At 69.5% G+C, this 16,080-nt stretch carries 16 protein-coding genes; 12 read left to right on the top strand and 4 right to left on the bottom strand.

Going from position 1 to position 16,080, the window contains the following annotated elements; all coding sequences use genetic code 11:
• Positions 1–41 precede the first annotated feature (41 nt).
• The 8 genes from EV685_RS09890 to EV685_RS09925 all read left to right on the top strand — a co-directional run bounded on the left by EV685_RS09890 (position 42) and on the right by EV685_RS09925 (position 4,575).
• A complete protein-coding gene (locus tag EV685_RS09890) occupies positions 42–485 on the top strand; it encodes an SRPBCC family protein (RefSeq protein ID WP_130481861.1) in 444 nt (147 codons plus the stop codon).
• A 7-nt stretch (positions 486–492) separates the two neighbouring features.
• Positions 493–1,239: a hypothetical protein gene (locus EV685_RS09895; protein ID WP_130481862.1), complete on the top strand. Its 747-nt coding sequence runs from the start codon at positions 493–495 to the stop codon at positions 1,237–1,239.
• Positions 1,240–1,308: 69 nt separating this feature from the next.
• Positions 1,309–1,725, top strand: a complete 417-nt coding sequence (locus EV685_RS09900; protein ID WP_130481863.1) for a PH domain-containing protein — start codon at positions 1,309–1,311, stop codon at positions 1,723–1,725.
• A 79-nt stretch (positions 1,726–1,804) separates the two neighbouring features.
• Positions 1,805–2,422, top strand: coding sequence for a hypothetical protein (locus tag EV685_RS09905; protein ID WP_130481864.1), 618 nt, complete (start codon positions 1,805–1,807; stop codon positions 2,420–2,422).
• Positions 2,423–2,448: 26 nt separating this feature from the next.
• Positions 2,449–2,859, top strand: coding sequence for an iron chaperone (locus EV685_RS09910; RefSeq protein WP_130481865.1), 411 nt, complete (start codon positions 2,449–2,451; stop codon positions 2,857–2,859).
• Positions 2,856–3,260 carry a putative signal transducing protein gene (locus EV685_RS09915; protein WP_130481866.1) on the top strand — a complete coding sequence of 135 codons (405 nt, stop codon included), beginning with the start codon at positions 2,856–2,858 and terminating at the stop codon, positions 3,258–3,260. The genes EV685_RS09910 and EV685_RS09915 overlap by 4 nt, the downstream gene beginning before the upstream one ends.
• Positions 3,261–3,292: 32 nt before the next feature.
• Complete coding sequence (locus tag EV685_RS09920) at positions 3,293–3,787, top strand: RidA family protein (RefSeq protein WP_130481867.1); 495 nt, start codon at positions 3,293–3,295, stop codon at positions 3,785–3,787.
• The gene (locus EV685_RS09925; protein WP_242615526.1) at positions 3,784–4,575 is read left to right on the top strand and encodes a hypothetical protein; all 792 of its coding nucleotides are present in this window, start codon (positions 3,784–3,786) and stop codon (positions 4,573–4,575) included. The genes EV685_RS09920 and EV685_RS09925 overlap by 4 nt, the downstream gene beginning before the upstream one ends.
• 28 nt (positions 4,576–4,603) lie before the next feature.
• Here EV685_RS09925 and EV685_RS09930 read toward each other — a convergent pair whose 3' ends face one another.
• Both EV685_RS09930 and EV685_RS09935 read right to left on the bottom strand, forming a co-directional pair.
• Entirely contained in the window at positions 4,604–5,395 is a 792-nt protein-coding gene (locus EV685_RS09930) for a type III pantothenate kinase (RefSeq protein WP_130481868.1), read from the bottom strand.
• Positions 5,396–5,527: 132 nt separating this feature from the next.
• Positions 5,528–6,109, bottom strand: a complete 582-nt coding sequence (locus tag EV685_RS09935) for a hypothetical protein (RefSeq protein ID WP_130481869.1) — start codon at positions 6,107–6,109, stop codon at positions 5,528–5,530.
• Positions 6,110–6,666: 557 nt separating this feature from the next.
• On the opposite strand from EV685_RS09935, the gene icmF reads away from it, so the two are divergent.
• The 4 genes from icmF to EV685_RS09950 all read left to right on the top strand — a co-directional run bounded on the left by icmF (position 6,667) and on the right by EV685_RS09950 (position 14,194).
• Positions 6,667–9,957 carry a fused isobutyryl-CoA mutase/GTPase IcmF gene (gene icmF / locus EV685_RS09940; protein ID WP_130481870.1) on the top strand — a complete coding sequence of 1,097 codons (3,291 nt, stop codon included), beginning with the start codon at positions 6,667–6,669 and terminating at the stop codon, positions 9,955–9,957.
• A gap of 95 nt (positions 9,958–10,052) precedes the next feature.
• Positions 10,053–12,101, top strand: coding sequence for a peptidylprolyl isomerase (locus tag EV685_RS09945; RefSeq protein WP_130481871.1), 2,049 nt, complete (start codon positions 10,053–10,055; stop codon positions 12,099–12,101).
• A 108-nt stretch (positions 12,102–12,209) separates the two neighbouring features.
• Positions 12,210–12,377 (top strand): hypothetical protein, encoded by a 168-nt coding sequence (locus tag EV685_RS20615; protein ID WP_165396765.1) that lies wholly within the window; start codon positions 12,210–12,212, stop codon positions 12,375–12,377.
• A 104-nt stretch (positions 12,378–12,481) separates the two neighbouring features.
• Positions 12,482–14,194, top strand: coding sequence for an NAD(P)/FAD-dependent oxidoreductase (locus EV685_RS09950; protein ID WP_130481872.1), 1,713 nt, complete (start codon positions 12,482–12,484; stop codon positions 14,192–14,194).
• A 15-nt stretch (positions 14,195–14,209) separates the two neighbouring features.
• On the opposite strand, the gene EV685_RS09955 is transcribed toward EV685_RS09950, so the two are convergent.
• Positions 14,210–14,800, bottom strand: a complete 591-nt coding sequence (locus tag EV685_RS09955; protein ID WP_130481873.1) for a CBS domain-containing protein — start codon at positions 14,798–14,800, stop codon at positions 14,210–14,212.
• A 142-nt stretch (positions 14,801–14,942) separates the two neighbouring features.
• Positions 14,943–16,067: a 3-deoxy-7-phosphoheptulonate synthase gene (locus tag EV685_RS09960; RefSeq protein WP_130481874.1), complete on the bottom strand. Its 1,125-nt coding sequence runs from the start codon at positions 16,065–16,067 to the stop codon at positions 14,943–14,945.
• Positions 16,068–16,080: the final 13 nt, after the last annotated feature.

Genomic DNA, 16,080 nt, shown 5'->3' on the forward strand with positions numbered 1-16,080 from the left:
ACCCTGTCGCGCTTTCTCGCCTCTCCCTGGAGCCACCCAGCATGCCCAACACCATTCGCCTCCACCGCGTCCTGCGCGCACCGCCCGAGCGGGTTTATCGGGCTTTTCTGGATGCCGATGCGCTGGTCAAGTGGATCGCGCCGCATGGCTTCACGGCCAAGGTCCATCACCTCGATGCGCGGGTCGGCGGGACCTACCGGATGTCGTTCACGAACTTCGCGAGCGGCCACAGCCATGCCTTCGGTGGCGAGTACCTGGAGCTGGTGCCCGGCGAGCGCATCCGCCACACCGACGTGTTCGACGACCCCAACCTGCCCGGCACGCTGACGGTCACCTTGACCTTCCGCCAGGTGTTCTGCGGCACCGAGCTGGACATCGTGCAGGAAGGCATCCCCGATGTGATCCCGGTCGAGGCCTGCCACATGGGCTGGCAGGAATCGCTGGCGCTGCTGGCCTTGCTGGTCGAGGCCGAGATCCCCGGCTGAGCGTCCCGTGGACGACAGGGTCCGGCGCGAACTGGCCGCGCTCAACAACGCCTGCTGGTGCGAGGCCGTCTGCGCCGCCCACGGTGCCGGCGGGGTGATCGGGCCAGCTTTCTGGCTGACCCGGCATCGACCGCCGCCCTTCCATTCCAACCTCGTCACCGTCGCCGCCGACTTCGGCCGGGACGAGCTGGACGCGGTCCTGGCGTCGCTGGCCTCAGCGCCGATCGCACCGGACTGGACGATCAAGGACAGCCACGCCGCCTTCGACCTGGTCGAGGCCGGCTGGGGCGAGTTGTTCTCGGCCCACTGGATCTGGCGTGACGACCTTGCCGCCTTTCCCTTGTCGACGGCGCCTGCGGTGCGCCTGCACACCCCCGCCGACCGCGTGCGCTGGGAACGTGCCTGGCATGGGCTGCGCCACGACGACCGCGCCGAGCTGCCCTGGCGGCAGTTCCCCGATGCCGTCTGGACGGACCCGCGCCATGGCTTCTACGCGGTGCTCGACGCGCAGGGACACATCAGCGCTGGCGCCATCGCCAACCGGTCGCCGGGCGTGGTCGGACTCTCCAACCTGTTCGTCGTCACCGGCGACCGGATGCGGGCGTGGGCCGCCTTGACCGATGCGATCGCCCGCGATCAGCCGGGCCGTCCATTGGTCGGCTACGAACGCGACGGCGACGACCTCGACGCCGCCCGCGCCGTCGGCTTCGAGCGCATCGGCGCCTTGCGGGTCTGGCAGCACCGCCCGGCATGACGTGGCTGATACCCTGCCCGCACGTCTTCCGCCCACCGTCCCCATCCAACCTAAACCCGACCTGTCCACATGACCAGCTACGTCGAAGGCGCCCTGATCCAGGACGAACGCATCGTGCACATGGGCCGCATCAGCCTGTGGTCGCTCGCCCACCTGATTGCCCTGGGCGTACTCCTGCTGCCGGCCTTCGGTCTGGGCCTGATCTTTCTGATCAAGGCCTGGGTCCGCTACCGCACCACCGAACTGGCCGTGACCACGCGCCGCGTGATCGTCAAGTTTGGCCTGATCCGGCGCAGCACCGTCGAGATCAACATCAACAAGGTCGAGAGCATCCAGGTCGACCAGGACATCCTCGGCCGGCTGTTCAACCACGGCACCCTGATCATTGCCGGCGCCGGCAACCCGCAGGCGCCGGTCAGCGGCATCTCCGACCCGATGGCCTTCCGGCGCGCCTTCATCGAGGCGCAGGATCAGGCGCGGGCCTGAACCCAAGGCGTTGAACGCTGACACGTCTCGTGTGGCTAGCCCGGATGCGGCTGACACAGGGGTCTGCTGAAATGCCGCCATGCTGATGGAAACCTTGTCCTTCCGACGGATGACCCTGGTGCTGGGCCTGAGCCTGGCCACGCTTCTGACCGGCTGCGCCGCCACCCAGGTCCAGTCGACCGGTGAGCTGCTGCGCGGGCCGCTGTGCCAGCCTGGCTCGCCGCCGGTGTCGACGGTCATCTACTGGGCGCCGCAATGGCGGGTCGACCAGAAGGAGCCGGTGCGGCGTGAGCTGGCCGCGCTGCGGGGCATCCAGGACTTCGCGGCCCGCACCGACTGCCTGGCGGTGCGCGGCATCCACCGCCTCTCGGCCACGCAGCCGCTGTCCAACGACGCCGAGTTGCAGCGCCTGCCGGGCGGCGGCCGGGACGCGCCGGCGCTGCTGCTGCTGGTGGTTGTGCGCGAGCTTGGGCCGCGCCTGGAGATCGGCCTGCCGTGGGTGCTCGAAGGCGGCACCGAGGCCAGCATCGAGGTCCGTGTGCTCGACACCCGCACGTCGACCCGCCTGGCGAACGCGCAGACCTTGTGGCGCAACGGCGGGCGCTGGGTCATCAAGGGCGTCGGCACGCTGGACCGCGACATGAGCGCGGCGCTGACGGCCACGCTGATGGCGACGCCGTCGACCGGCACGCCCTGATCGGGCCGGACCGGAAGAGGTCGAAGATGGGCCGTCCCGACACCGACCCGGTCACCGCGACCTGCAGCGACATCGATGCCTACATCGCGGCCCAGCCCGAAGCCGTGCGGCCATTGCTGGAACAGGTTCGCGCCGCCGTCCGTCGGGCGGCTCCGGACGCGACCGAGGTCATCAGCTACCGGATCCCCGCCCTCCGACAGCACGGCGTGTTGGTCTACTTTGCCGGCTTCAAGCGCCACATCGGCTTCTACCCGCCGGTCCAGGGCGACGTCGACCTGCAGGCCGCTGCAGCGCCCTATGCCGGCGAGAAGGGCAACCTGCGCTTCCCGCTCGACCAGCCGCTGCCGCTGGACCTGATCGAGCGCATCACGCGGCTGCGGCGGGCACAGGATCTGGCGCTGCAGGCGACGCGGACGTCCCGGCAGCGTCGACCATGACCGGCCACGCCGCGAGCGACTTCGTCCGCATCGCCACCTGCGCCACGCCCACCGAAGCGCACCTGTTGCACGGCATGCTCGCCGCGGTCGGCCTTCATCCGCGCGTGGCCGACGCCAACTTCATCCAGGCCGACCCGTGGATGACCCAGGCCACCGGCGGCGTGCGTGTGCTGGTGCCCGCCGACGAGGTGGACGCCGCCCGGCGCGCGCTGGCCGACTTCCACGGCGGCGCACTCGCCTTGTCCGACGACGGCCCGGAATCCGGCGCGATCGACCGCGAGCCGCCCGAACCCACACCGCGCACGGTCGGCACGGGCTGGCGCTGGACCTTCCTGCTGCTGGCCGTGCTGGTTGCCGCCACCCACCTGGCCCGCAGCTGGTTCGCGCACCAGCCGCTTTGAGCTCTCCCACGCCACGATCGCTGGGAAGCCCGATGAACACGCATGACACGCCCGATGAACGGTTTGCGCGGCTGGCCGCCGGGGTCGGTCTGGACCCGCAGGCCGAGATCCGCATCGGCGGGCACTATGTGCCGCTGCTGCGCCACGCCGACCAGGTCTGGATCAGCGGCCAGGTGCCGCGGATCGGCGATCGGGTGGTCGTCTGCGGCCGGGTCGGCGAGACCGTCACGCTGAACCAGGCCCGCCACGCCGCCCGCGTCGCCGTGCTGCGTGCGCTGGCGCTGATTCAGCGCGAGCTGGGCAGCTTGTCGCGGGTGGCGGTGGTGCTGCGGTTGACGGTCTTCGTGCAGTCCGCATCCGACTTCACCCAACACAGCGAGGTCGCGGACGGCGCCTCCGACCTGCTGCACGAGGTGCTCGGAGAGTCAGGGCGGCACACGCGCACCTCCGTGGGCGTCCATCAGTTGCCCAAGGACGCGACGGTGGAGATCGACCTCGTCGCTGCCGTCATGCCCGCTTTCGCATGAAGCCATCGGCTCACCGCGCCCCATCGCGCCACGCATCCCTCGCCCAGCTGCGCCGCCAGCTGGAGCGACTGTCCTCGCCGCGGCTGCAGATGAGCCTGATCGTCGCGGTCACGGGGCTGGCCGGCTGGCTGGCGTCGGCCTTGTTGCTGGGTGTGTTCGGCGTCGATGCGATGGCGTGGCGCTATCCGCTGGCGGTGGGGTTCGCCTACCTGGTCTTCCTGGCCTTGTTGTGGGCCTGGCTGCGGCTGGATGTGTGGGACGTGGCCGATCTGGTCGTGCAGGGGCCGGGCGGCATGGGCCGCAGCGGGGCGGGCTGTGCGCCGTCGGGCGGGGGCGGTGACTTCGGCGGCGGGGGCGTCACGGCATCGTTCGCGGCGCCCGATGCGGGCTTGGTCGAAGGTTGGCCGGGCGCTGTCGGCGATGTGGTCGGCGAAGCGGCCAGCGCCAGCCTGGAGGCCGATGAAGGCGCGATTCCGCTGCTGGCGCTGCTGGTGGTCGCCGCGATGGCGCTGGGCCTGGTCGTGACCGCAGCTTGGCTGGTGCAACTGGCGCCTGTGCTGTTCGCGGAACTGCTGCTGGACGGCACCTTGTCGTATGCGCTCTACCGCCGGCTCGATCGCCAGAGGCGGACCGACGACCGGCCGCACTGGCTGTCGACCGCCGTGCGGAGGACCGCCTGGCCTTTCGTGCTGACCGCCGTGCTGATGGCGCTGACGGGCGCCGGACTGGCGCTGTCCGCACCGGGCGCGCACAGCCTGGGCGAGGTCATCGCGCGCTGGCGCGCCTGAGGCCCGGGGGTGTCGTCGCTGAAGTGGTTCAGCCCGGCATCAACAGGCTGCGTTCGCGCGCCAGCCGCAGCAGGCCCTCGAAGACCAGCGTGTCGATGACCTCGATGTCGCGGTCGTGCAGGAGCTGGGCGAGCTTCACGGCCGCGCCGCCGCTCATCAGGATGCGGGGCGTGGCGCCGCAACGCAGCGTGAGCTGGCGGTGCATGCGTTCGACCGCACCGGCGATGCCGCTGGCGCCGCCGCTCATCAGGGCGTCGCTGGTGTTGGTCGGGAAGTCCTGCACCTCGCCGGTGGGCACGCGCAGGCCGGCGGTACCGGATTCGAGCGCCTTCAGCATCAGGCCGAAGCCCGGCAGGATCAGGCCACCGAGGAAGCAGCCCGACGGGTCCAGCGCGTCGACGGTGACCGCCGTGCCGACCATCACGACGATGGCGGGTGGCACCGGCGCGCCGACTGGCGTGTCGGCCTGCAGACGGGCTCGGGCACCCACCATCGCCACCCAGCGGTCGCTGCCCAGCCGGCTCGGGTGGTCGTAGCGGTTGACGATGCCGCCGCCGGTGGCCTGCGGCACGACCCATTGCGGCGTCAGGTCCCAGAGTTCGAGCTGTTCTTCGACCCGCCGGCGCACCGCGTCACCGGCGACGACGCAGCCCAGCATTGCGCTGGGGTGCGGCAGGCGGGCCCAGTCGGTCTCGGCCAGCACGTCGATGGTTTCTAGGAAGACGGCGCCATGCGCCAGCAGCGTCGCACCGGGCGTCGCGGCGTCGTAGAGGCCCCACTTGAGACGGGTGTTGCCGATGTCGAGGGCCAGGAAACTCATGGGGTGCCGCAGCGGGAGGATCGGTCCGGGCCAGTCACACGACCACCCGGGCGGGCTGCGATCGTAACGGCGGGTCGGTGAGCGCCCGCTGCGGGGCTGTCCCGCTGCCTGAGCGCGGCCGGGCGTGTTAGGTCAGCCTGCCAGCAGACGTTCGACCTGGGCGATCAGCTGGCGCGCCTCGGCCAGTCGCTGCGGGCGTGACAGCCGGGCCTGGACCTCGGGCAGCAGCACCATCAGGTCGTGCCGGTTGCGGGTCCGGCGCACGCGCAACAAGGTGACCGCGCCGCTGACCGGCACCTGGGTCAACAAGGCGTGCTGGATCAGGCTGCGGGCCTGCGCCAGGCCGGCGTCATGCTCGGCCAGATCGGCCAACTGGGTTGGCGACATCGGCGGCGCGAGCCCGATGGTGTCGAGCGAACCGGGGGCCGAACCGTCGACCGGTGGATGGGTGTGCGGCCGGGACAGCGACGGCGGCCAGCCGGTCATCTCTTCGGCGACCGGCGGCAAGGGGGCGCAGACGACGATCAGGCCGAGGGCTTCCAGCTCGTCGAGGTAGCCACGCGAGACGCCCTGCTGACGGGCGAGGCGCTGGACCTCGTCAACATCACGCCGCCCATCAACCAGCAGCAGCACCGTCCGGTGGCGCTGGGACAGGCTGCGCTGGCTCGCCACAAGTTCGGCATGGCCGGCGGCCGTCTTGCACGGTATCCCCAAGGTGTCCCCTCGTGCTGTGTGCCACCGTTGCCACACTGGCACGGACGGCGGCCGGATTCTGCGCCGTTTTGACACCCCCGAACGGATGAGGTTCATGGCCCGCGCGGCACCGATGCCCGAACGCGACGGACAGTTCAGATTCATCAGACTCGGTCGGCAAGCGGACAAAAAGGCGGCGTCACGATCGTTGGTCCGGTCGGGAAGCTCGCGCCGCCTGCCCGGGACGATCGGACGCCGTTGTCCAAAAATGTCCCACCTAGTGAGGCCACCGTGAGGCGACCTCGCTAGAGATATCGCAGGAGCCGTGCCAGCGGCCGGCACCCGGCGATTCATGACACAGATCACGCTTGACACGGCCGATCGCCCATCGGCGCACCGAAGCGCGGCCTGGTGAACGTCCGGAATCCAGCGCCACGCACCAGGACCGTGCATAGCCAGCAGCAATAGGGTTACCCCGAGGTTGGCGCTGGCGCGATGACGTTTACGTAAACGTCAACCTAGAATCCGTTTTCGACCGCACCGTCCATCGCCCGGACCACCCCACGGAGACATCCCGCATGACCCAGCTCAGCGCCGACTACCAGGCCCTCGCGGCCTACCGCCCGACCCAGAAAGTGCGCTTCGTGACGGCCGCCAGCCTGTTCGACGGGCATGACGCGGCGATCAACATCATGCGGCGCATCCTGCAGGGCATGGGCGCCGAGGTGATCCACCTGGGTCATAACCGCTCGGTCGACGAGGTGGTGACCGCCGCGCTGCAGGAAGACGCGCAGGGCATCGCGGTCAGCTCCTACCAGGGCGGCCACGTCGAGTACTTCAAGTACATGGTCGAGCTGCTGCGCGCGCGCGGCGGTGGCCACATCCAGGTCTTCGGCGGTGGCGGCGGGGTGATCGTGCCGGCCGAGATCCGCGACCTGGCCGACCACGGCGTGCGCATCTTCAGCCCCGAGGACGGCCAGCGCATGGGCCTGCAAGGGATGATCGGCGAGATGGTCATGCGCTGCGACGTCGACCTGTCGCCGCACGCACCGACCGCCGTCGGCGCCCTGAAGGGCCACACCGAGTCGGCCTGGCGGGCGCTGGCGCAGCTCATCACCGCGCTTGAGAACGGCAAGGCCGACCCGACGCTCGCCGCTGCCGTGCGCGAGGCCGCCACCGTCGACAAGGCACCGGTCATCGGCATCACTGGCACCGGCGGCGCGGGCAAGTCCAGCCTGACCGACGAGCTGATCCGGCGCATCCGGCTCGACCAGGATGACCGCCTGCGCATCGCCGTCATCAGCATCGACCCGTCGCGCCGCAAGAGTGGCGGCGCCTTGCTGGGCGACCGCATCCGCATGAACGCGACGGGGCCGTGGCGCCACGGCCCGCGCGTCTACATGCGCAGCCTGGCCACCCGCGACACCGGCAGCGAGATCAGCGCCGCGCTACCCGACGTGCTGGCGGCCTGCCAGGCGGCCGGCTTCGACCTGATCGTGGTGGAGACCTCCGGGATCGGTCAGGGCGACGCGGCGATCGTGCCGCTGGTCGATGTGCCGGTCTACGTGATGACGCCCGAGTTCGGCGCGGCCAGCCAGCTCGAGAAGATCGACATGCTGGACTTCGCCGAGTTCGTCGCCATCAACAAGTTCGACCGCAAGGGCGCGGCCGACGCGCTGCGCGACGTCGCCAAGCAGGTCCAGCGCAACCGCGAGGCCTTTGGCGTGCGGCCCGAGCAGATGCCAGTCTTCGGCACCATGGCCAGCCGCTTCAACGACGACGGCGTGACCGCCCTCTACCAGGCGATCAAGGCCCGGCTGGTCCAGGCCGGTCTGGCGCTCGACGAGGGCCGGCTGCCGCAGGTCGACACCCGCCACAGCACGCACCAGACGCCGGTGGTGCCGGGCGCCCGGGTGCGCTACCTGGCCGAGATCGCCGACACCGTGCGCGGCTACAAGGCCCGCGCCCGCGCCCAGGCCCGGCTGGCGCGCGAGGTCCAGCAGCTGCGCGAAAGCGCCCGCATGCTGTTCGAGGCGATCCCCGAAAAGCACCGTGCCCGCGACGCGGTCACCGATCTGGCCGAGCAGCGCGACGCCCGCCTCGATGCCGACGCCCGCAAGCTGCTGGCCCAGTGGCCGCAGATGCAGGCCGCCTACGCGGGTGACGAGTACGTCGTGAAGATCCGCGACAAGGAAATCCGCACCCAGCTGACCCACACCACGCTGAGCGGCAACAAGGTCCGCAAGGTCGTGCTGCCACGCTACGAGGACCACGGCGAGATCCTGAAGTGGCTGATGCTGGAGAACGTGCCCGGCAGCTACCCCTACACGGCCGGCGTGTTCGCCTTCAAGCGCGAGGGCGAGGACCCGACGCGCATGTTCGCCGGCGAGGGCGACGCCTTCCGCACCAACCGGCGCTTCAAGCTGGTCAGCGAGGGCATGCCGGCCAAGCGCCTGTCGACAGCCTTCGACTCGGTCACGCTCTACGGCAACGACCCGGACCCGCGCCCGGACATCTACGGCAAGGTCGGCAACTCGGGCGTCAGCATCGCCACGCTCGACGACCTGAAGGTGCTCTACGACGGCTTCGACCTGTGCTCGCCGACGACCAGCGTCAGCATGACGATCAACGGCCCGGCGCCGTCGATCCTGGCGATGTTCATGAACACCGCGATCGACCAGCAGCTGGCCAAGTTCAAGGCCGACAACGGCCGCGAGCCCACCGACACCGAGGCCGCCAAGATCCGCGCCTGGGTGCTGGCCAATGTGCGCGGCACCGTGCAGGCCGACATCCTCAAGGAAGACCAGGGCCAGAACACCTGCATCTTCTCGACCGAGTTCAGCCTGAAGGTGATGGGCGACATCGCCGAGTACTTCGTGCACCACGACGTGCGCAACTTCTACTCGGTCTCGATCAGCGGCTATCACATCGCCGAGGCCGGCGCGAACCCGATCAGCCAGCTCGCCTTCACGCTCAGCAACGGCTTCACCTTCGTGGAAGCGTATCTGGCGCGCGGCATGCACATCGACGACTTCGCGCCCAACCTGAGCTTCTTCTTCTCCAACGGCATGGACCCGGAATACACCGTGCTGGGCCGGGTCGCGCGGCGCATCTGGGCAGTCGCAATGAAGGACAAGTACGGCGCCAACGAGCGCAGCCAGAAGCTCAAGTACCACATCCAGACCAGCGGCCGCAGCCTGCACGCGCAGGAGATCCAGTTCAACGACATCCGCACGACGCTGCAGGCGCTGATCGCGATCTACGACAACTGCAACTCGCTGCACACCAACGCCTTCGACGAGGCCATCACCACGCCGACCGAGGAGAGCGTGCGCCGGGCCATGGCCATCCAGCTCATCATCAACCGCGAGTGGGGTCTGGCGAAGAACGAGAACCCGAACCAGGGCGCCTTCGTGATCGACGAGCTGACCGAGTTGGTCGAGGAAGCCGTGCTGGCCGAGTTCGAGAAGATCGCCGAGCGCGGCGGCGTCCTGGGCGCGATGGAGACGGGCTACCAGCGCAGCAAGATCCAGGAAGAGTCGATGCACTACGAGATGCAGAAGCACACCGGCGAGTACCCCATCATCGGCGTCAACACCTTCCGCAATCCACACGGCGAACCGGTGCCCGAGCACATCGAGCTGGCCCGTTCGACCGACGAGGAAAAGCAGTCGCAGCTGCAGCGTCTGGCCGACTTCCACGCCCGCCACGCGGCCGAAGCGCCAGCGCTGCTGGCGAAGCTGCAGCAAGCCGTGATCGAGAACCGCAACGTCTTCGAGGTCCTGATGGACGCCGTGCGCTGCTGCTCGCTGGGACAGATCACCCATGCGCTGTTCGAGGTGGGCGGGCAGTACCGGCGCAGCATGTGAGGCGCCCGGTCGGGTTGCCGACTGCCTCAAACCGGTAGGTCACTCACAGGTTCACGGCATTTCGGGACGAAGGCCTTTCCTGCATCTTCGAGGGGATGAAAACACCCCTCGACACCCGAACCTTGCCCAAGGCCAGCCACACGGCGGGCAAGGTCGCTGCTGCCCTCCTGGCCCTGCTGCTGAACGCCTGCGGTGGGGGCGACACAGACCCGGGCAGCCTCCCCGGCAACGGCAACCCGAACCCTGATGCGGGCACACCCCAGGTCAGCGCGGTGCAGATCGGCACGCCGGCCGGCGGCCGCGTCACCTTGCGCGCGACCGCCACGGACGATGTCGGCGTGACGGGCTTCTGCTTTCGTTCTGACGCGACCGCACCCGCCGCCAGCGATGCCTGCTTCCAGGCCGCCGCCACGTTCACGGTGGACGTGAGCGCGACGCACGCGACCTGGCGCGCCTATGCCCGCGACGCCGCCGGCCGTGTCAGCGCCGCGTTCGACCAACTGGTGGACCTGCAGGCGCCCGTGGTGACCGCGCTGGCACCGATCGCACTGGCCAGCGGCCGGGTGAGCATGAAGATCTCCGCGTCGGACTCGCACGGCGTCGGCGCGGTCTGCCTGCGCGCGGACACGACGGTGCCCCTCGCCAACGATCCCTGCTTCACGGTCGGCGACACGGTCAGCGTGGCGGCGGTGGTCGGCTCGGTCAGCTACCGCGCCTATGCCCGCGATGGCTCGGGCAACGTCAGCACGGCCTTGGCGCGCGACGTCGACGTGTACGCCGCGCTGGACACGGGCCTGCCAGCCGTCACGGCCGTCGCGGCGGCTCGACAGGCCGATGGCCGCTATGCGCTGACCGCCTCGGTACGCGACGACCAGGGTGTGTCGGGCGTGTGCTTCAGGACGGATGCGACGCTTCCTGCGGCCACGGACGGCTGCTTCCAGACCACGCCCGCCGTGGTCGATGCACCGGTGACCTTCCAGGCCTACAAGGTCTACGCCCGCGACAACGCCGGGCATGTCAGCTCAGCCATCGAACACGTGCTCGATGGCGTGGCGCCGGTCGTGCAGGCCGCCGTCACGAACGACATCGGCGCCACCCAGGTGAGCGTGCGGATCGACGCGCAGGATGCCCACGGCGTCAGCGCCGTCTGCCTGAGCCTGGCCAGCAAGGCGGCGCCGTCCGCGTCGGACGCCTGCTTCGTCACCGGGCCGACCGTCACCGTCAACAAGCCGATCGACTTCCGGCGCTACCTGGCCTTTGCCCGCGACGCGTCCGGCAATGTCAGCGCCGGCCTGCCCTACACGCTGGACATGGTCTCGCCTTCGGTGGTGTCGGTCACGCTGGGCGCGCCGGTCAGCGGCATCGTGCCGGTCAAGGCCAAGGCAGTCGACAGCGTCGGAGTGACCGGCTTCTGTTTGCGCAGCGACGAGTCGGTGCCGACGGCGGCTGACCCTTGCTTCGCGGCCGTGACGCCCAGTCAGACGGCACACACGACCTTGAACCTGCCCCTGCCTGCGACCAAGACGACGGTGAAGGTCTATGCCCGCGATGGCACCGGCCACGTCAGCGTCGCCGCAGCGCGCACGCTGTCCGCCTGCAGCGAAGCCGGCAAGACGGCATCTGCCGCGAGCAGCCTGCCAACGGTGTGTTTCCTGACCACGCTGGGCGAGTTCGTGATCGCGCTGGAAAACGTGAAGGCGCCGATCTCGTCGAGGAACTTCCTGGCCTACGTCGACGAGGACTTCTACGGCGACACGCAGTTTCACCGGGTCATGAGCAACTTCATGGTCCAAGGTGGTGGCTACACGGCAGCAGGCTTCTACAAGACACCGACGCGGGCGGCCATTACGCTGGAGAAGACTTCGATCACCGGCCTGTCGAACACCGTGGGCACCGTCGCCATGGCGCGCTTGACCGCTGCCAATACCGGCACCAGCCAGTTCTTCATCAACGTCGTTGACAACACCGACAAGCTGAACGGCAGTTCCACGGTCGACGGCTACGCCGTCTTCGGCCGCGTGATCTCGGGCATGGCCTCGACGGTGCAGGCAATCCGCAACGTGAACGTGAAGGACAACGGGGACGACGAGATCAGCAAGCCGCTGGATCCGCCGAAGATCCTGTGGGCCTACCGTCTGAAATGACCGTTCTGACCGACCCTGCGGCCGCGGGCCCGAGTTTTGTGGCCTAATTGAGGGTTCGCGGGTCTGCAGCACTCGCTCGTTTACCTCAACAGACCCCCGGAGCCAGTCATGGGCAACAAGATCATCACCGAAGCCGACCGCAAGGCCACCCCCCGTCCCGCCGCCCCGACCGGCGTTGCCTTCACCGCGCCGCATGGCCAGAAGGTGAGCCTCGAGCGTGGTTCGCACACCCGCTCGAAGAAGAACCCGGGCAAGCGCGCCAAGAAGGGCGGTTGATGCGTCGGCGCTGACGCGCCTTGCATCTCGCGCCTTGACGACGCGACCTCGAAGACGGCCATTGGCCGTCTTTGTCGTTTCTGAGCCCCAGCCCTCACAACGCCATGATCCGCATCACCGAACTGCGCCTGCCGCTGAACCATGCCGAGCCGGCGTTGCGTGCCGCCATCGTTGCGCGACTTGGGCTGGCGCGGGACACGGACCTGGCCGCGTTCAGCGTCTTCAAGCGGGCCTACGACGCACGCAAGAAGACGGCGATCCTGCTGATCTACACGGTCGATTGCACCTTGGCCGAGGGCCTGGACGAGGCCGCCACACTGGCGCGCTTCGCGGCGGATCCGCACGTCAAGGTCAGCCCCGACACCGGCTACCACTTCCTCGGCCATGCGCCGGTGGACTTCGGCTCGGGCGACGGCCGCTTGCGTCCACTGGTGATCGGCTTCGGACCCTGCGGGCTGTTCGCCGCGCTGATCCTGGCGCAGATGGGGCTGCGGCCCATCGTGCTCGAACGCGGCAAGGTGGTGCGCGAACGCACCCAGGACACCTGGGGCCTGTGGCGACGCCAGCAGCTCGAACCGGAGTCGAACGTGCAGTTCGGCGAAGGCGGCGCCGGCACCTTCAGCGACGGCAAGCTCTGGAGCCAGATCAGCGACCCGCGCCACCTGACCCGCAAGGTGCTGACCGAGTTCGTCAAGGCCGGTGCGCCCGACGAGATCCTCTACGTCAGCAAGCCCCACATCGGCACCTTCCGGCTGGTCAGCATGATCGAGAAGATGCGGGCCGAGATCGAGGCCCTTGGCGGCGAGATCCGCTTCCGCCAGCGTGTCACCGACCTGCAGGTCGAGACGGCAGCCGACGGCGCCCGCCAGGTGCGCGGCGTGACGCTCGAATCGGGTGAACAGATCCGCGCCGACCATGTCGTGCTGGCCCTGGGCCACAGCGCCCGCGACACCTTCACGATGCTGCACGGACGCGGCGTGGCGATGGAGGCCAAGCCCTTCTCGGTGGGCTTCCGGATCGAACATCCGCAGGGCGTGATCGACCGAGCGCGCTTCGGCCCGAACGCCGGCCATCCGATCCTCGGAGCGGCCGACTACAAGCTGGTCCACCACGCCGGCAACGGCCGTTCGGTCTACAGCTTCTGCATGTGCCCGGGCGGCACCGTGGTGGCGGCGACCTCCGAGCCGCTGCGGGTGGTCACCAACGGCATGAGCCAGTACTCGCGCAACGAGCGCAACGCCAATGCCGGCATCGTCGTGGGCATCAACCCGCAGGACTACCGGCAAGACGGCCGCAGCGACGGGCCCGTCAGCCCGCTCGACGGCATGGCCTTCCAGCGCCACTGGGAGTCGCGGGCCTACGAGCTCGGCGGTGGCGGCTACATCGCGCCGGGCCAGCTGGTCGGCGACTTCATCGCCAACCCGCGCAAGGGCCGGCGCGGTCAGGACTTCGGCGACGTCATGCCGTCCTACAAGCCGGGCGTGAACCTGACCGACCTGAGCGAGCCCGGCCGCGAGAGCCTGCCGACCTATGTGCTGGACGCGATCCGCGAGGCCCTGCCGGCCTTCGAGCGCCAGATCCACGGCTTCTCGATGCACGACGCGGTGCTGACCGGCGTCGAGACGCGCACCTCATCGCCGCTGCGCATCAACCGCGGCCGTGACCACCAGAGCCTGAACACGCGCGGCCTCTACCCGGCCGGCGAAGGCGCGGGTTATGCCGGCGGGATCATGTCGGCCGGCGTCGACGGCATCGAGGTGGCCGAGTCGGTGGCGCGGTCCATCCTGGGTCTCGCGACCCTGCCGGACCGCCGCTGAGCGTTGCCGGGTGCCTCAGGCCCGCAAGGCCTGCTGGATCTCGGCAAACGTGGACGCGATCTCGGTCGCGTCGATCGAACGTCCGAGCTGGCGTTCGATCTGTGCCTGCGAGATCACCCCGCGCACCCGCGCCGGCCCGTCCAGGCCCGCCTTCTGGACCACCAGCAGGTGCCGCCGGCCCACCATCTTGAGGGTCTCGATCAGGTCGGCAACCCGGCTGTGGGCCAGGGTTTCGAAGTCGATCGCATCAAGCGCCGACAGGCCGGTCATCACGTCGGACACGACCAGGTCGTCGTGGCGCACGCCGCGCCGCGCGATCACCTGCATCGGCCGGTCGCCTTCCAGGTCGGTCGAGGTGATCAGGCCCTCCACGCAGGGCATCTGCTCGACCACGAAGAGCAGCCGCACGCCCTGCTGGATCATGGTCTGACGCGCCTCGCGCAGCGACAGCGTCGGGGCGATGGTGGCCGCCTTCACGCGCGCCAGGTCGGTCATCACCGACAGCGCCGGCGATTCGGTCGTGACCACCGCCGCCAGAGGCGGCTGGGCCTGGGCGATGCAGGTGCCTTCGGGGAAGCGGAAGGTGCGCAACGTCGACGTGTTCATGGCGATCGGGGTCCTTGCAGGTCGGGTGGATCGGAGGGGCGGGCCGCGTGTGGCGTCGTCGGCCCAGGTCGCCAAGGTAACGGCGACCCCACGTATCCATCCACACCGATCCGGTGTCAGGACGCAAGAACCTGTCGCGCCATCAACCCCGTCGGGCCCGCACCGCCTGCGCCAACTGGTGCAGCACCGGCTGGGTCTGGGCCCAGCTGATGCACGCGTCGGTGATCGACACGCCATGCGCCAGCGGCTGGCCGTCGACCAGGTCCTGCCGGCCTTCCTGCAGGTGGCTCTCGATCATCACGCCGGTGATGCGGCGCTCGCCGGCCGCCATTTGCGCGGCGATGTCGGCGGCGACCTCAATCTGACGGCGGTGCTGCTTGCTGCTGTTGGCGTGCGAGCAGTCGACCATGACCTGCTCGCGCAGGCCCGCTGCACGCAGGTTGGCGCAGGCCGCCTCGATGTGCTCGGCGCCGTAGTTCGGCGCCTTGCCGCCGCGCAGGATGACGTGGCAGTCGGCGTTGCCGCGGGTCTCGAAGATCGCGGCCTGGCCCATCTTGGTCATGCCCATGAAGGCATGCGGCGCGCTGGCCGACTGGATGGCGTCGCTGGCGACCTTCAGGTTGCCGTCGGTGCCGTTCTTGAAGCCGACCGGACAGGACAGGCCCGACGCCAGCTGGCGGTGCGACTGGCTCTCGGTGGTGCGCGCGCCGATGGCGCCCCAGCTGATCAGGTCGGCGATGTACTGCGGGCTCAGCAGGTCGAGGAACTCGGTGCCGGTGGGAAGGCCCAGCTCGCCGATCTCCAGCAGCAGGCGACGCGCGCGTTCCAGGCCCTCGTTGATGGCGAAGCTGCCGTCCAGATGCGGGTCGTTGATGTAGCCCTTCCAGCCCACCGTCGTGCGCGGCTTCTCGAAGTAGACCCGCATGACGATGGCCAGCGCGTCGCTGAGCTGCGGCACCTCGTGCTTGAGGAAGCGCGCATAGGCGATCGCCTGGTCGTGGTCGTGGATCGAGCAGGGACCGACCACGACGATCAGGCGGTCGTCGCGGCCGTGCAGGATCTCGGCCAGCTCGGCGCGGCTGCGTTCGACCAGCGCCAGCGTGGCCTCGGGCACCGGCAGGCGTTCCTGCAGCAAGGCCGGGTTGATCAGCGGTCGGACCGCGCGGATGCGCACGTCGTCGATGCGGGTGGTGTCGAGCGTGCGTTCGTCTTCATTCCAGCGCGTGCCGGCTTCGCGGTCGTGGCGGGGGTCGTCCAAGGAAGGCATGGCAAATCTCGGG

Origin of the sequence: Sphaerotilus mobilis (assembly GCF_004216565.1) — a bacterium.
GTDB classification, from domain to species: Bacteria; Pseudomonadota; Gammaproteobacteria; order Burkholderiales; family Burkholderiaceae_C; genus Sphaerotilus; species Sphaerotilus mobilis.

What these genes read in the sequence shown, in the direction of transcription:
- EV685_RS09905 (WP_130481864.1), top strand. Translation starts at nt 1,805, where the DNA reads ATGCTGATGGAAACCTTGTCCTTCCGACGGATGACCCTGGTGCTGGGC.
- EV685_RS09955 (WP_130481873.1), bottom strand. Translation starts at nt 14,800, where the DNA reads ATGAACACGTCGACGTTGCGCACCTTCCGCTTCCCCGAAGGCACCTGC.
- EV685_RS09960 (WP_130481874.1), bottom strand. Translation starts at nt 16,067, where the DNA reads ATGCCTTCCTTGGACGACCCCCGCCACGACCGCGAAGCCGGCACGCGC.
- EV685_RS09925 (WP_242615526.1), top strand. Translation starts at nt 3,784, where the DNA reads ATGAAGCCATCGGCTCACCGCGCCCCATCGCGCCACGCATCCCTCGCC.
- EV685_RS20615 (WP_165396765.1), top strand. Translation starts at nt 12,210, where the DNA reads ATGGGCAACAAGATCATCACCGAAGCCGACCGCAAGGCCACCCCCCGT.
- EV685_RS09915 (WP_130481866.1), top strand. Translation starts at nt 2,856, where the DNA reads ATGACCGGCCACGCCGCGAGCGACTTCGTCCGCATCGCCACCTGCGCC.
- EV685_RS09930 (WP_130481868.1), bottom strand. Translation starts at nt 5,395, where the DNA reads ATGAGTTTCCTGGCCCTCGACATCGGCAACACCCGTCTCAAGTGGGGC.
- EV685_RS09910 (WP_130481865.1), top strand. Translation starts at nt 2,449, where the DNA reads ATGGGCCGTCCCGACACCGACCCGGTCACCGCGACCTGCAGCGACATC.
- EV685_RS09950 (WP_130481872.1), top strand. Translation starts at nt 12,482, where the DNA reads ATGATCCGCATCACCGAACTGCGCCTGCCGCTGAACCATGCCGAGCCG.
- EV685_RS09945 (WP_130481871.1), top strand. Translation starts at nt 10,053, where the DNA reads ATGAAAACACCCCTCGACACCCGAACCTTGCCCAAGGCCAGCCACACG.
- EV685_RS09920 (WP_130481867.1), top strand. Translation starts at nt 3,293, where the DNA reads ATGAACACGCATGACACGCCCGATGAACGGTTTGCGCGGCTGGCCGCC.
- EV685_RS09900 (WP_130481863.1), top strand. Translation starts at nt 1,309, where the DNA reads ATGACCAGCTACGTCGAAGGCGCCCTGATCCAGGACGAACGCATCGTG.
- EV685_RS09890 (WP_130481861.1), top strand. Translation starts at nt 42, where the DNA reads ATGCCCAACACCATTCGCCTCCACCGCGTCCTGCGCGCACCGCCCGAG.
- icmF (WP_130481870.1), top strand. Translation starts at nt 6,667, where the DNA reads ATGACCCAGCTCAGCGCCGACTACCAGGCCCTCGCGGCCTACCGCCCG.